The 12,299-nt window shown below is 65.4% G+C and carries 18 protein-coding genes and 1 pseudogene; 6 read left to right on the plus strand and 13 right to left on the minus strand.

Annotation, left to right across the window (positions count from 1 at the left end):
- Positions 1-169: 169 nt before the first annotated feature.
- A complete protein-coding gene (locus LRS12_RS10790) occupies positions 170-913 on the minus strand; it encodes a metallophosphoesterase (protein WP_257844579.1) in 744 nt (247 codons plus the stop codon).
- A gap of 116 nt (positions 914-1,029) precedes the next feature.
- Between LRS12_RS10790 and LRS12_RS10795 the strand changes: the two genes are divergently transcribed.
- Positions 1,030-2,040, plus strand: a complete 1,011-nt coding sequence (locus tag LRS12_RS10795; protein WP_257844580.1) for a M48 family metallopeptidase — start codon at positions 1,030-1,032, stop codon at positions 2,038-2,040.
- On the opposite strand, the gene LRS12_RS10800 is transcribed toward LRS12_RS10795, so the two are convergent.
- The 3 genes from LRS12_RS10800 to LRS12_RS10810 form a co-directional block, all read right to left on the minus strand.
- Positions 2,037-2,924 carry an alpha/beta fold hydrolase gene (locus LRS12_RS10800; protein ID WP_257844581.1) on the minus strand — a complete coding sequence of 296 codons (888 nt, stop codon included), beginning with the start codon at positions 2,922-2,924 and terminating at the stop codon, positions 2,037-2,039. The genes LRS12_RS10795 and LRS12_RS10800 overlap by 4 nt on opposite strands.
- Positions 2,925-2,986: 62 nt before the next feature.
- Positions 2,987-3,886 carry a pirin family protein gene (locus LRS12_RS10805; protein WP_257844582.1) on the minus strand — a complete coding sequence of 300 codons (900 nt, stop codon included), beginning with the start codon at positions 3,884-3,886 and terminating at the stop codon, positions 2,987-2,989.
- A 75-nt stretch (positions 3,887-3,961) separates the two neighbouring features.
- A complete protein-coding gene (locus LRS12_RS10810; RefSeq protein ID WP_257844583.1) occupies positions 3,962-4,246 on the minus strand; it encodes a BolA family transcriptional regulator in 285 nt (94 codons plus the stop codon).
- A 35-nt stretch (positions 4,247-4,281) separates the two neighbouring features.
- Here LRS12_RS10810 and LRS12_RS10815 point away from each other — a divergent pair, with 35 nt between their 5' ends.
- Entirely contained in the window at positions 4,282-4,887 is a 606-nt protein-coding gene (locus LRS12_RS10815) for a J domain-containing protein (RefSeq protein WP_257844584.1), read from the plus strand.
- A gap of 1 nt (position 4,888) precedes the next feature.
- On the opposite strand, the gene LRS12_RS10820 is transcribed toward LRS12_RS10815, so the two are convergent.
- From LRS12_RS10820 to LRS12_RS10860, 9 genes and pseudogenes are all read right to left on the minus strand, one after another.
- Positions 4,889-5,404 (minus strand): dihydrofolate reductase family protein, encoded by a 516-nt coding sequence (locus tag LRS12_RS10820; protein ID WP_257844585.1) that lies wholly within the window; start codon positions 5,402-5,404, stop codon positions 4,889-4,891.
- 167 nt (positions 5,405-5,571) lie between these two features.
- Entirely contained in the window at positions 5,572-6,231 is a 660-nt protein-coding gene (locus tag LRS12_RS10825) for a glutathione S-transferase family protein (protein WP_257844586.1), read from the minus strand.
- The gene (locus tag LRS12_RS10830) at positions 6,228-7,019 is read right to left on the minus strand and encodes a VOC family protein (RefSeq protein WP_257844587.1); all 792 of its coding nucleotides are present in this window, start codon (positions 7,017-7,019) and stop codon (positions 6,228-6,230) included. Before LRS12_RS10830 ends, LRS12_RS10825 begins: the two co-directional genes overlap by 4 nt.
- Before the next feature lie 114 nt (positions 7,020-7,133).
- Positions 7,134-7,544: a DUF1428 domain-containing protein gene (locus LRS12_RS10835; protein ID WP_257845488.1), complete on the minus strand. Its 411-nt coding sequence runs from the start codon at positions 7,542-7,544 to the stop codon at positions 7,134-7,136.
- 66 nt (positions 7,545-7,610) lie between these two features.
- Positions 7,611-7,724: pseudogene (locus LRS12_RS10840) on the minus strand (DUF1428 family protein); the annotation flags it as partial.
- 1 nt (position 7,725) lies between these two features.
- Entirely contained in the window at positions 7,726-7,860 is a 135-nt protein-coding gene (locus LRS12_RS10845; RefSeq protein WP_257844588.1) for a DUF1428 domain-containing protein, read from the minus strand.
- Positions 7,861-7,882: 22 nt separating this feature from the next.
- Positions 7,883-8,533 carry a glutathione S-transferase family protein gene (locus LRS12_RS10850; protein ID WP_257844589.1) on the minus strand — a complete coding sequence of 217 codons (651 nt, stop codon included), beginning with the start codon at positions 8,531-8,533 and terminating at the stop codon, positions 7,883-7,885.
- 26 nt (positions 8,534-8,559) lie between these two features.
- Positions 8,560-9,054 carry a VOC family protein gene (locus LRS12_RS10855; protein ID WP_257844590.1) on the minus strand — a complete coding sequence of 165 codons (495 nt, stop codon included), beginning with the start codon at positions 9,052-9,054 and terminating at the stop codon, positions 8,560-8,562.
- A gap of 24 nt (positions 9,055-9,078) precedes the next feature.
- The gene (locus LRS12_RS10860; protein ID WP_257844591.1) at positions 9,079-9,522 is read right to left on the minus strand and encodes a VOC family protein; all 444 of its coding nucleotides are present in this window, start codon (positions 9,520-9,522) and stop codon (positions 9,079-9,081) included.
- A 136-nt stretch (positions 9,523-9,658) separates the two neighbouring features.
- On the opposite strand from LRS12_RS10860, the gene LRS12_RS10865 reads away from it, so the two are divergent.
- The 4 genes from LRS12_RS10865 to LRS12_RS10880 all read left to right on the plus strand — a co-directional run bounded on the left by LRS12_RS10865 (position 9,659) and on the right by LRS12_RS10880 (position 12,276).
- On the plus strand, positions 9,659-10,339 hold the full coding sequence (locus tag LRS12_RS10865; protein ID WP_257844592.1) for a helix-turn-helix domain-containing protein: 681 nt from the start codon (positions 9,659-9,661) through the stop codon (positions 10,337-10,339).
- Positions 10,340-10,556: 217 nt separating this feature from the next.
- A complete protein-coding gene (gene cobS, locus LRS12_RS10870; protein WP_257844593.1) occupies positions 10,557-11,561 on the plus strand; it encodes a cobaltochelatase subunit CobS in 1,005 nt (334 codons plus the stop codon).
- Positions 11,562-11,613: 52 nt separating this feature from the next.
- Entirely contained in the window at positions 11,614-11,886 is a 273-nt protein-coding gene (locus tag LRS12_RS10875) for a type II toxin-antitoxin system Phd/YefM family antitoxin (RefSeq protein ID WP_257844594.1), read from the plus strand.
- A 3-nt stretch (positions 11,887-11,889) separates the two neighbouring features.
- Entirely contained in the window at positions 11,890-12,276 is a 387-nt protein-coding gene (locus tag LRS12_RS10880; RefSeq protein WP_257844595.1) for a type II toxin-antitoxin system VapC family toxin, read from the plus strand.
- The last annotated feature ends 23 nt before the right edge of the window (positions 12,277-12,299 follow it).

Genomic DNA, 12,299 nt, shown 5'->3' on the forward strand with positions numbered 1-12,299 from the left:
CGCGCGTCGATCTCAACCCGCAAACAACCAAAAGAGCGCCGCCCAGTGCTCCCTGAACATCTACTATGCTACTCTGTTCCCACGAAATCCGCCGATTGCGGCTAAATGTTCGTGACAAGAGACAGCACGCCGCCTCCTGAGCGAAGAGTGTTAAATTTTTATGGCGGCGTCAACTGGTCTCAAGATACCAGCGGGTCGAACCCTCAAGTCCCAGCGCGGTAAGGCGACCCGAGGCATAGGCCCCTGTGTCGATGCCGATCCGATGCGATCGTTCCTCGACGGAATCGCTGATAGTGTGTCCATGCACGACGATCTTTTCAAGCGACCCGCGATGATTGATAAACTCGTCGCGAATCCACCGGAGCGTGGCGGACTTCTGGTCGGCAAACGGGCTGGTCGGATCGACGCCAGCATGGGCGAACGCATAGTCCCCGATCACGATAAGATCTTCGAAACTGGACAGAAAATCGACATGCTCGCGTGGGACGCGCGCCTGGAGCAGCTCCTGCAATGCCACGTAATCCGCTTCGAGATATTCGGCTTCGGTAATGTCGTAGCTCAGGACGGTGGATTTGCCTCCGATTCGGATGAAGAAGGGCAGCGCATTCTTTTCGCCCGCCAGCGCCTTCAGGAACACCTCCTCGTGATTACCGAGCAGGAAGCGGACGGTCGCGTCGCCGGGACGAAATTGCCTGAGTCGTTCCACCACCTGTGCAGAATCGGGACCGCGGTCGACCAGATCGCCCAGAAAAATGATCGTCGTCTCTGCCGGGCCGCGCGCAAGCCGGTCCTGCTCGATTCGCGCGAGCAGGTCATCGAGCAGGTCGAGCCGCCCGTGAATATCGCCGATCGCATAGACGCGCTGCCCCGGAGGGATCGACCCATCCGGCGCAACCTGCGCCCGTTGGGGCATGAAAGAAGAAAGAAGCCGCCGCAGCATTAAAATATACCTGTCTGCCGCCCCTTAGGCCAGACTGGCTTCCCGGCGCAACGCCAACGCGGCATAGACCGCGCACGATGTTCGACCGGATGCGTTTCACTGTCCTGACGATTGCGATGTGGCTGGGCGCGCTGCTGGCGGGTCCGGCCAGCGCCCAGTCGCTCGACCCACAGACGCTGGAGGCGATTCGCGCGGCAGACCTGCGGTTGGCGATCGACGGCTTCCGGCTCAGCACGGCGAATGCGGCGCTATGCGATCGACTGGAGCCGGGTCACGGCATCCAGATCCATACGCTGGATCAATATGCGCGGCCGCAACGTGCGGCGGTGCGCGCGCATTTCAGGTTCGCGGGTCCGGTCGCGGTGGAGGGCGTCGTTCCTGGCAGCCCGGCCGACCGCGCCGGGGTGCGCGCCGATGACACGATCCTGTCGATCGGCGGTATCGCGGTCGAGCCGCAGGGCGATGGTCCCGCATCGACCGATCGGCTGGTCAATCTGTGGACGCAGATCGCACGGCTCCCGGCTGCCGCGCCGATGCACGTGGAGCTTCTTCGCGCAGGATCGCATCTGGCGCTGACCCTCACGCCAGTCCCCGCGTGCCGGACGCGGTATGAGCTGGCGATCACGCCTGCGCTCGAGGCAAGCGCCAATGGCGAGATGGTGCGGATCAGTTCGGGCTATTATGACAGGTTCGATGCCGACCTTGTGCCGGTCGTGATCGCGCACGAACTGGCGCACAACGTCCTTCGCCATCGCGATCGGCTCAAGGCGGCGGGGGCCGAATTCGGGTTGCTGTCGGGGTTCGGTCGCAACGCCAACCTGTTTCGCCAGACCGAATTACAGGCGGACATCCTTGCCGTTCATCTGCTGGCGCGCGCGGGGTATCCGGCGGATCTGGCGGTCCGGTTCCGCATGCATCGCACGGCGAAAGCCATGTCGGGCGCGTTCCAGGCGCGGTCACACCCCCATTGGAAGGACCGGCTGCGCATCGCGAAGGCGGAACGGGCGCGAATCGCGACCAGCGGGCCGGGCGCACCTTTCGTTGCAGAGCGGGAGGCGCCGCTTACCGGTGACTGGCGACCTCTGGTCCCGGCGGATTAGTCCTCCAGCCACTTCCGAATCGCATCGGTCACCGGCTGCGGCTTTTCCCAGGGCACGAAATGCCCGGCATCGACTTCGACCAGCGTCAGGTCGGGGATCAGCGCGTCGAGCCCCTCGAGCTGCACCGGGAGCAACGCGGTGTCGCGCATGCCCCAGATCACCAGCACCGGCATCCGCAGCGGCGGAAACGGCCCGTCGAGGAAGGCGGGGCGCTCGGGGGTCTCGTCCATCGCCGGGACGACCACCGCGCTGGCGCGGTACCAGTTGAACATCGACCCGATCGCGCCCGGCTGGCCCCATTGGTCGAGATAGGTGTCGCGCTCTTCGGCAAGCAAGGCGGGATCGCCATGCTTGGCGAAGGTCGTGTCGAAGAACCAGGCGACACCCTTGGTTTCGATCGCGGCCTCCAGCGCCGGATCGCGGAAGGCACGGATATACTGGCTCGCCGCGCGCTGGCCCATGTCATCGTAGAGCGACTTCTGAAAGACAAAGGGATGGGGGGCGTTGATGATCACCAGCCGCTCGACCCGGCCGGGATGCTGGAGCGCGGCCATCCACGCAATCGCCCCGCCCCAGTCATGGCCGACCAGCACGAACTGGTCCTTGCCGAAATGGGTGGCGAGCGCGAGCAGGTCGGCAACCGGCTTGTCCGGCGTGTAATTCTCGACCCCCTCGGGCCGAGACGAGCGCGCAAAGCCGCGCTGGTCGGGGGCGATGACGAAATGGGTCTTCGCCAGTTCGGGGATTACGTGCCGCCAGGTGCGGTGCGATTCGGGAAAGCCGTGGAGCAGGATGATCGCGGGCGCCGCGGGGTCGCCGGCGGTGGCGACGTCGAGTTCGACCCCGGTGGGCAATGCGATGTGCTGAAGCTCAAACCCGGCCATGACCCTCTCCCTCGATTTTTTTCGAAATCAGGGTATGGGTGCGTGGCCGGGCTGGCAAGCCTTCAGGGATAGCTGACCGTCTTGGGCACTTCGGGGATCGGGATGAATTCCTTGTCGTCGCCCGGCACCTTGGGGAACAGCCCGGCTTTCCAGTCTTCCTTGGCCTGGTTGATCCGGTCGCGGTCGGACGAGACGAAGTTCCACCAGACATGGCGCGGTGTGCTGAACGCGTCGCCACCACACAGCATCACCCGCCCGCCCTCGACCGAACTCAGCCGTGCCGAGATCCCCGGGCGCAGCACGTACAGAGTCTGCGGCTCCAGTTCGACGCCATCCAGTCGCGCCTGCCCCATCGCCAGATAGACGGCGCGCTCCTCGGCCTCGGCATAGACCGGGATGCATGCCCCTTGGTCGAGCACGATGTCGGCATAGATGGTCCCGGCATAGGTCGTGGTCGGCGCGGTCTGGCCCCAGAGCGAGCCCATGATGATCCGCGCCTTTACCCCGCCGTCGTCGAGCACCGGCAGATCCGCCTTGGCGACATGCTCGAACGCCGGGTCCATCTCCTCGAGCCGCTCGGGCAGGGCGAGCCAGGTCTGGATGCCCGACAGTTCGGGGCCCGCGGCGCGCTCACTGGCGGGGGAGCGCTCCGAATGGACGATGCCGTTGCCCGCGGTCATCAGATTGACCGCCCCGGGCTCGATCGTCGCGTAGGTGCCCAGGCTGTCGCGATGGTCGATTGCCCCGGCGAACAGATAGGTGACGGTGGCGAGGTTGATATGCGGATGCGGGCGCACGTCGATGCCCGTGCCGACCTCGAGGTGCGCCGGCCCCATCTGGTCGAAGAAGATGAAGGGGCCCACCATCGTGCGCGGGCGCGACGGCAGCGTGCGGTGCACCTTGAACCCGCCCAGATCATGGGTGGTGGGGTGGATGGTATGGATGAACAGGTCGTCGGTCACGCCGCGTCTCCGAATTGGGTCGGAACACAGATAGGGGCGCGGGCGGGAATGTGCCATCCACCCGAACGGGTGGCTTTACTCGCCCGGCGCGGTCGCCTTGATCGCCATGGCGTGGACCCGCTCGATCATCAGGTCGCCGAGCGCGCGGTTGACGAGGCGCTGGCGGTCGAGCCGCGACTTGCCGGCAAAGGCGTCGCTTTCGATCACCACGGTGAAGTGCGATTCGCCGCTGCCGTCGTCGCCCATATGGCCGCGATGCTTGGCGCTGTCGTTGATCACGTCGAGCTGCGACGGGGCGAGCTGGGTGGTGAGGCGGGCGGTGATTTCGGCGGCGACGGGGCCGGTAGAAGTGTCGATCATCGCGCCTATATAGGGCGTTTTTTCCCGGAGTCAGAGTGTCGCGCGAAGCCCCCAAAGACCGCCCCAAGGCCCGCTTCCACGGCCGTGTCGAGGCGCCGGGGCGGCTGTGCGCGGAGCCGGGCTGCGCCGAACCGGGCGAGTTTCGCGCGCCAGCAGGCCCGGCGCAGCGCAGCGCCGACGGACCGGGGGCGTATCGCTGGCTGTGCCTCGACCATGTCCGCGCATTCAATTCGGGCTATAATTTCTTCTCCGGCATGACTCCGGACGAGATCCACGCGGCACAGCGGCCCTATGCCGGGTGGGAGAGCGAATCGCGCGCCTTCACAGCGACCGGGGGCGCCGACCGCCCGCCGCGCTGGGCCGACTTTGCCGATCCGCTCGACGCGATCGGTGCGCGCTTCCGCGCTGCCCGCCCCGCCGAGCGCAAGGACGGCAAGCCGCTGTCGGGAAAGGATCGCGAGGCGATGAAGGTGCTGGCGCTCGACCTCGATGCCGACCGCATGGCGCTGCGTCGCCGCTATTCGGAGCTGGTCCGCCAATATCATCCCGACCGCAATGGCGGTGACCGCAGTCATGAAGGTGCGCTGCAAAAGGTGATCGAGGCCTATCAGCAGCTGAAGTCGTCGCCAGCCTTCGCGTGATTCACCAGCCCTCGCCCGCGTCGATCCGCGCGCGGCGGGCCAGTTCCTCGGCGGTGGGCTCGGGGAACTGGAAGTCCGCCTGTTCGACCTCGCCCTTCACGTCATAGGTCGCCATCGCGGTGCCGTTGCGGGTCACGCGATGCTCGACCAGTTCGAGCGACCGGGGCGGGGTGCCGTCGCCGAACATCCGCTTGCCCCGGCCCAGCACCACCGGCGCGGTCATCGTCACGATCCGGTCGAGCAAGCCGCGTTCGAGCAATTGCGGGTAGAGCGTCGAGCTGCCCTGAATGACCAGGTTCGGGCCATCGCTGTCCTTGAGCTTGGTAAGTGCGTCGATGTCGGCGAGGCGTTCGCTGCCCTCCCATTCCAACGGCGCGTCGCTGGTCGTCAGCACATATTTGCGGATCGTGCGGAACAGGTCGCCGATCTCGTCGCCCTCCGGCGCGAACGGCCAGTGCGCCGCGAAAATCTCGTAGGTCCGGCGGCCGAGCAGCAGGTCGAACGGCGGCTTGAACACGCTGTCGACCTGATTGCCGATCCCTTCGTCGAACAGCGCGGCGAGCCAGCCGCCCTGTTCGAACCCGCCGGTCCAGTCCTCCTCCGGTCCGCCGGGGGGCCTGCATCACCCCGTCGAGGCTGAGGAACGCGGCGCCGATAATGCGTCGTGGCATGATGTGCTCCTGATTAGTCGCGGTCGGGCGCGCCGAGCGGGAAGAAGTGGCGATAGGGCCGCGCGCCATCCACTGCGCGGGCGACCGAGGGGTAGGCGAGCAACCGGGCGCGATAGGCGCGCAGGTTCGCATGTTCCTCCGGGATCGGGATGATCCAGTCGGCGTAGAACAGGGCGGGCGCGGCGGAGAGATCGGCGAGCGTGAAGCTGTCGGTCGCGACCCACTCGCGCCCGGCGAGATGCGCGTCGAACCAGGCGTAGCTGGTAGCGAGCTGCGCCGCGACCTGCTCGTCCGCCAGCGGATCGAGCTTGTCTGCCGGCCGGATCGCGTTGAACACCAGCCGGGTGGCGGGGTCCATGATCTGCTGGTCGAACAGTCGGTCGAGCATCCGCACCTGCAGCGCCGCGTCCGGATCGGCGGGGATCAGGAGCGGCGCGCCCGACAGCCGATCGACATGCTCGGCGATGATGCTTGATTCCCCCAGCACCAGATCGCCATCGACGAGCAGCGGGAAGCGCTTGAACGGCCAGAGTTCGGCCCAGCGCGCGCTGTTCGCCGGTTCCTCGGGCGCGACGATCTTCAGCGTGAACGGCAGATCGTGTTCGTAGAATGCGATCAGCGCCTTCCAGCAATAGGAGGAGAAGGGGTGGGCGTAGAGGTCGGGGCCGCTCATTTGGGCGCGACCAGTCCGAACACCGCGCCGTGCGGGTCGGTCGCGTGGAACACCCGCTCGCCGCCGGGCACCTCCATCGGATCGCTCAGCGGCGTGCCGCCCAGTTTCGTCACCTTGGCGTGCGCCGCCTCGATATCCGGCACGCGGAAGTAAAAGGTCCAGCCGACCGGCTTGTCCTCGCATTCGCGCGGCATCATCGCGCCCCACACGCTGTCCATTTCCTCGCCCGCATCCTTCCCGCGCAGGAAGCTGTACTCGCCCCATGGCATCGGCATGCCGCCCGCCTTTTCCCAGCCGAACAGGGCCGCATAGAAGGCGAAGCCGGCGGCATCGTCGCTGGTCTGGAGTTCGTTCCAGCTGACATGGCCTTCGCCCATCCGCGCATAGGCGGTGCTGGTTTCGGGGCTGGATCCGCGCATCACATAGAAGGGGATGCCTTGCGGATCGGCGACCATCGCAAAGCGGCCGACGCCCGGAATGTCGGTCGGCGGGACATGCACCGACCCGCCCGCTGCCTTGAGCTGTTCGACCGTCGCATCGACATCGTCGACCCCGACATAGCCCAGCCAGGCCGGCTTCGCGCCGCCCGCCAGCATCGCGGCGTCGAGCGTCAGCATGCCGCCGATATCGCCATCGCCCGCGTGGAGGATGCGATATTCGGCACCGCCGGGCGCCATCGATTCGGCGTCGATGGTCCAGCCGACGACGGCTTCGTAAAAGGACCGCGACGCCGCCGCGTCGGGGGTCATCAGTTCGTACCAGATCCATCTGCCGTGGGGATTGGTCATGGGAATCCTCCCTCTCGGATTGTCGTCACCCCGGCGAAAGCCGGGGTCTCATGTGATGTGCACATGCCTCCCGAGACCCCGGCTTTCGCCGGGGTGACGGTGACGTGGCGAGGATCACCCCTTCGCCGTATCCAGGATCGGCGCGAAGCCGCCCCACATCATCCGCTTGCCGTCGAACGGCGGCTCGGCCGGCGGCTTCATCCGCTCGTCCTCCATGATCTTCGCCCAGCCGGCGTCGCGCGTCGCCTTGTCGGGCCATTCGATCCACGAATAGACGACCGCCTCGTCGTCCTTCTTATGGGTCGCGCGGTTGTAGTCGGTGACCTTGCCGTCGGGCGTATCCTCGCCCCACGCCTCGACCACGCGCAGCGCGCCGAATTCCTGGAACAGCGGCACCATCGACGCGGCGAGCTCGCGATACGCCTCCTTGTTCGCGGCGGGGACGGGCAGGACATATCCGTCGATATAGCCGGTCTGACCCGCATCGCCTGCCTCGACCAGCGCGTCGAACCCGGCAAAGATCATGCGGCTCCCGTCGAACGGCATGTCCTTCATGCCTTCAAGCGCGTTGGGGTCGCTCATCATCTTTTCGTTGGCGGCGTCGCGCGTCGCCTTGTCGGGATATTCGAGCCAGCTGAACAGCACGGTCTCGTCCTCCTTGAGGGCGACCGATTGCTTGAGGTCGTTGATCTTCCCATCGGGCACATCATCGCCCCAGGCTTCGACGAAGCGGGTGGCGCCGAGCCCCCTTGAACAGCTCGATCGCGCTGTGTGCGTGCTTGGTATATACCGCCTTGTTGGCGGTGGGGACGGGGGTCAGGAATCCTTCGACATAGGTCATTGGGTCTCTCCCTGGGATCGCTTCACGCGAGGGCGTGTTCGGGTTTGAAATCGGCAAGTTGCGCGGCGAGCGCGGCCTTGAAGGCGGGACGAGCAATGGCGCGCTCCAAATAGGCGAGCAGCACGGGCCGGTCGGCGAGCAGCCCGCTGCCTTCCGTCTGACGCAGCACCGTCGCCATCGCGATGTCGGCGATGCTGAACTGCCCCGCGAGCCACTCACGGTCGCCCATCGCGACGGCAAGCCGGTCGAGCCTTTGTTCGATATCCGCGATCAGCGAGGGGCGACGCAGCTCCGCCCATTGCTCGCCGGCCGAGAAGATCTCGACATTGCCGAGTTCGAACAGCATCGGCTCGACGCTGTTATAGGCGGCGAACAGCCAGCTTTGCGCATCGGCGCGCGCTTGTGGGTCGCGCGGCAACAGCCGTTCGTCGCGTTCGCCAAGGTGCAGCAGGATCGCGCCGCTTTCGAACAGATGCACGCCGCCATCGACGAGGGCGGGGACCTGCCCCCAGGGCTGCTCCGCGAAATAGGCGGCGGGCCGGTTACGCGGGTCCATCAGCCGCATGTCGTAGCGCAGGCCGATCTCCTCGCACGCCCAGCGCGGACGCAGGTCGCGGACGAACCCCTTGGCGAAATCGGGCACCCAGTCGAACCCGGTAATCTCGACGGTCATGATCAGTCTCCTTGCGGGAGGTAAGGTCAGGCGGGTTGGGTTTCCCCCGCAGCGGCAGCCTCGACCGTGGCGATGTCGATCTTCTGCATCGTCATCATCGCCTGCATCGCGCGCTGGGCTGCCGCCTTGTCGGGATTGTCCCACACCAGCTGCATCAGCCGGTCCGGCGTGACCTGCCAGCTGACCCCCCATTTGTCCTTGCACCAGCCGCACATGCTCTCCGCCCCGCCATCGGCGGTGATCGCGTTCCACAGCCGGTCGGTCTCGGCCTGATCCGGCGTGTGGAGGATGAAGCTCATCGCCTCGCTATGCTGGAACATCGGGCCGCCGTTGAGCAGCAGGTAGCTGTGCCCGGCCAGTTCGATCTCGCACAGGATGACGTCGCCCGCCTTCTGGCTGGGCGTGTCGATCGGGGTGCGCTCGGTGCGGACGATACGGGCGTCGGGGATCAGCGACGTATAGAACGCCGCCTGATCCTCTGCGGTGTAGTTGCTCCAGATGCAGGTGGTGATTTTGGTCACGGCATCTCTCCTTGGTATCTCGGTTCAGGCCGGTTCGTGCGCCGGTCCGTCGGGGAAGGCGGCCATTGCGGCCTCCATGTCCATGAACATCGGCTCGAAGATGTGGCCGTCAGGGTCCTCGAAGCTGCGGCCATACATGAAGCCCATATCCTGCGGTTCGCGGACATCGGCCTTGCCGCCCGATGCGCCGGCCTTCTCCGTGATCGCATCGACAGCTTCGCGGCTGTCGAACGACAGGCACAGCAGAACCTCGTTCACTTTCGAGGAATCGGCGATCGTCTTGTGCGGGATGAAGGTCGAATAGAAATCATGGCCGAGGATCATCAGCGTGATCTCGTCCGACCACTGCATCGCGCTCGCCATCTCGTTGCTGAAGCGTGGGTCCCTGGTGAAGCCGATCGCTTCGTAGAAGGCGGTCGATGCCGCCACGTCCCTCACCGGCAGGTTCACGAAAATCATCTTGGCCATCGCGCTTCTCCTTGGACGCGTCCGGGAAACTCACCGGTTCCGAATCGCTTGCTTGATGTTGATGCGCCTTTGAGTTATTAAAAGCAACTATGAAGTTAGAAAAAATGACTCATATTTTTAAGTCGCGGAAATCGCTATGAAAAAGGAGCGGCGGCGCTGGTATGACGACGCCTGCGGCACGGCGATGGCGCTGGAACTGGTGGGTGAGCGCTGGTCGTTGATGATCGTGCGCGAACTGATGTTCGGCCCGCGCCGGTTCAGCGAGATCAAGGGCGCACTGCCCGGACTTTCGGCGAATGTGCTCACCCAGCGGCTCGAGGGGCTCGAGGAATCGGGCATCCTGACGCGGCACAAACTGCCCCCGCCGGCCAACGCACAGGTCTATGCGCTGACCCCCTGGGGTCATGAGGCCGAAAAGCCGATCCAGCTGCTCGGCGCATGGGCGGTGCGGTCGCCCGAACATGATCCGACGCTGCATCTGTCCGCAGCCTCCGCCATGATGTCGCTGCGCACCATGCACAATCCGGCGCTCACCGGCGACCTCGATTTCGTCGTGGGGTTCCGGATGGGCGACGACCTGTTCGTCGGGCGCTACAATCGCGACGGGATCGAGCTGAAGCGCGGCGATCCGGCCGGTGCCGACGTGATCTTCAACGGCCCGCCGACCGCAATCGCGGGCGCGGTCTATGGCGGCGCGCTGGCCGAGCTGGAGGCAGCGGGGATACTGCGCATAGAGGGCGACCACGCGCTCGCCGAGGCGTTCGTGACGCGCTTCCCGCTGCCGAAAAAGTGGAGCGAGGACCAGGATAGCCAATAATCCTCCCCCGCGAGGGGGAGGTGTCAGCGTAGCTGACGGAGGGGGAGGAAGCACGACGATCGAGAGGACACAGCCGTCCTCCCCCTCCGTCGCCTTCGGCGCCACCTCCCCCTGGCGGGGGAGGATTGAAGCGAACCGATCCGTCGCCCGCGCTTGCGGAGCGGGGCGCTAGCCGATACCGCACCGCAAAAGAACAGTCCCCGAGTCCGGAAGCCCGATGAGCAGCATCCCCAACACCCAGCCCGACAGCCGCGAGACGACGATCCTCGCTGCGCCTGACAAGAGCGTCAGCGTGCGCGACCTGTTCGGCATCGACATCGACATGGAAGTGCCGGCGTTCAGCGAGGCGGACGAGCGCGTCCCCGATCTCGACCCGGCTTATGTCTTCGACGGCGACACCACGCTCGCGATCCTCGCCGGCTTCGCGCACAACCGCCGCGTGATGATCCAGGGCTATCACGGCACCGGCAAGTCGTCGCACATCGAACAGGTCGCCGCCCGCCTCAACTGGCCGTGCATCCGCATCAATCTCGACGCGCATATCAGTCGTATCGACCTGATCGGGCGCGACGCGATCGTGCTCAAGGATGGGCAGCAGATCACCGAGTTCCGCGAAGGGCTGCTCCCCTGGGCGCTGCAGACCCCGACCGCGCTCGTTTTCGACGAATATGACGCCGGGCGCCCCGACGTCATGTTCGTGATCCAGCGCGTGCTGGAGACCGAGGGCAAGCTGACCCTGCTCGACCAGAATCGCGTGATCCGTCCGAACCCCTGGTTCCGTCTGTTCGCCACCGCCAACACGGTGGGTCTGGGCGACACCAGCGGGCTGTATCATGGGACACAGCAGATCAACCAGGGCCAGATGGACCGCTGGAACATCGTCGTCACGTTGAACTACCTCCCCGCCGCGACCGAGGCGCAGATCGTGCTCGCCAAGAGCGGCGAATATGACAAGCCGGGCGGCAAGGAGATGGTCGAGAACATGGTCCGCGTCGCCGAACTGACCCGGCGCGGGTTCATCAACGGCGACATCTCCACCGTGATGTCGCCCCGCACCGTCATCACCTGGGCGCAGAATACCGAGATCTTCAAGGATGTCGGCTTCGCCTTCCGCCTGAGCTTTCTCAACAAGTGCGACGAGGCGGAGCGGGCGCTGGTCGCGGAATATTATCAGCGCGTGTTCGGCAAGGACCTGCCCGAGAGCGTGGTCAGCAAGGCTTGAAGATCTGAGTGGACTTAGCTAACTTGGCTTAGTCCACTCAAGGAGCTGCGCGATGGCCGAGGCTGATCCGCAAAAGACGTTCAACGTTCATGATGCCAAGACCCAGCTGTCCAAGCTGATCGACCGCGCGCATGCGGGCGAGGAGATCATCCTGTCCAAGGCGGGAAAGCCCTATGCGAAACTGATTGCATATGAGCCCACGCCTTTGCCGCGCCGCCAGCCCGGCCGCTTTAAGCATCTGTTGAAGGATGTGCCGAGCGACATCTGGTTCGAACCGACGTTTACCGAGGAAGAGCTGGACGCATTTGAGAGCAAGGAGCTCTGAGCGTTGCGCCTGCTGCTCGATACGCACGCATTGGTCTGGTGGTGGATGGGAGATCCTCGCCTCTCGGATCGCGCGCGCGTTGCGATTTCCGACCCGGATATCGAGCGATATGTCTCCGCCGTGTCCTGCTACGAGATCGCACTCAAGGTCGGCAGTGGCAGACTTCCCGCGATGGTCGAACCACTGTCGCAATTTGCAGAGGCGTGCAGTCAGGATGGCCTGATCCATCTCGATCTGCGCTATGACCATGCGCGCGGCGCGGGGTTGTTGCCATTGACGCATCGCGATCCGTTCGACCGCATGATCGTGGCGCAGGCGCTCGCCGAACGGCTAATCGTGGTAACCCGTGATCCACAGATCGCCGCATTGGGTTGCGAGACGCTTTGGTAGCACCCCGAACGCTCCGCCGCCCG

Origin of the sequence: Sphingomonas sp. J344, assembly GCF_024700005.1 — a bacterium.
In the GTDB taxonomy this organism is placed as follows: domain Bacteria; phylum Pseudomonadota; class Alphaproteobacteria; order Sphingomonadales; family Sphingomonadaceae; genus Sphingomonas.

Coding starts and splice junctions, on each gene's coding strand:
- LRS12_RS10830 (WP_257844587.1), bottom strand. CDS start 7,019: ATGACCAATCCCCACGGCAGATGGATCTGGTACGAACTGATGACCCCC.
- cobS (WP_257844593.1), top strand. CDS start 10,557: ATGAGCAGCATCCCCAACACCCAGCCCGACAGCCGCGAGACGACGATC.
- LRS12_RS10825 (WP_257844586.1), bottom strand. CDS start 6,231: ATGAGCGGCCCCGACCTCTACGCCCACCCCTTCTCCTCCTATTGCTGG.
- LRS12_RS10800 (WP_257844581.1), bottom strand. CDS start 2,924: ATGGCCGGGTTTGAGCTTCAGCACATCGCATTGCCCACCGGGGTCGAA.
- LRS12_RS10865 (WP_257844592.1), top strand. CDS start 9,659: ATGAAAAAGGAGCGGCGGCGCTGGTATGACGACGCCTGCGGCACGGCG.
- LRS12_RS10860 (WP_257844591.1), bottom strand. CDS start 9,522: ATGGCCAAGATGATTTTCGTGAACCTGCCGGTGAGGGACGTGGCGGCA.
- LRS12_RS10835 (WP_257845488.1), bottom strand. CDS start 7,544: ATGATCTTTGCCGGGTTCGACGCGCTGGTCGAGGCAGGCGATGCGGGT.
- LRS12_RS10795 (WP_257844580.1), top strand. CDS start 1,030: ATGCGTTTCACTGTCCTGACGATTGCGATGTGGCTGGGCGCGCTGCTG.
- LRS12_RS10790 (WP_257844579.1), bottom strand. CDS start 913: ATGCCCCAACGGGCGCAGGTTGCGCCGGATGGGTCGATCCCTCCGGGG.
- LRS12_RS10875 (WP_257844594.1), top strand. CDS start 11,614: ATGGCCGAGGCTGATCCGCAAAAGACGTTCAACGTTCATGATGCCAAG.
- LRS12_RS10850 (WP_257844589.1), bottom strand. CDS start 8,533: ATGACCGTCGAGATTACCGGGTTCGACTGGGTGCCCGATTTCGCCAAG.
- LRS12_RS10810 (WP_257844583.1), bottom strand. CDS start 4,246: ATGATCGACACTTCTACCGGCCCCGTCGCCGCCGAAATCACCGCCCGC.
- LRS12_RS10845 (WP_257844588.1), bottom strand. CDS start 7,860: ATGACCTATGTCGAAGGATTCCTGACCCCCGTCCCCACCGCCAACAAG.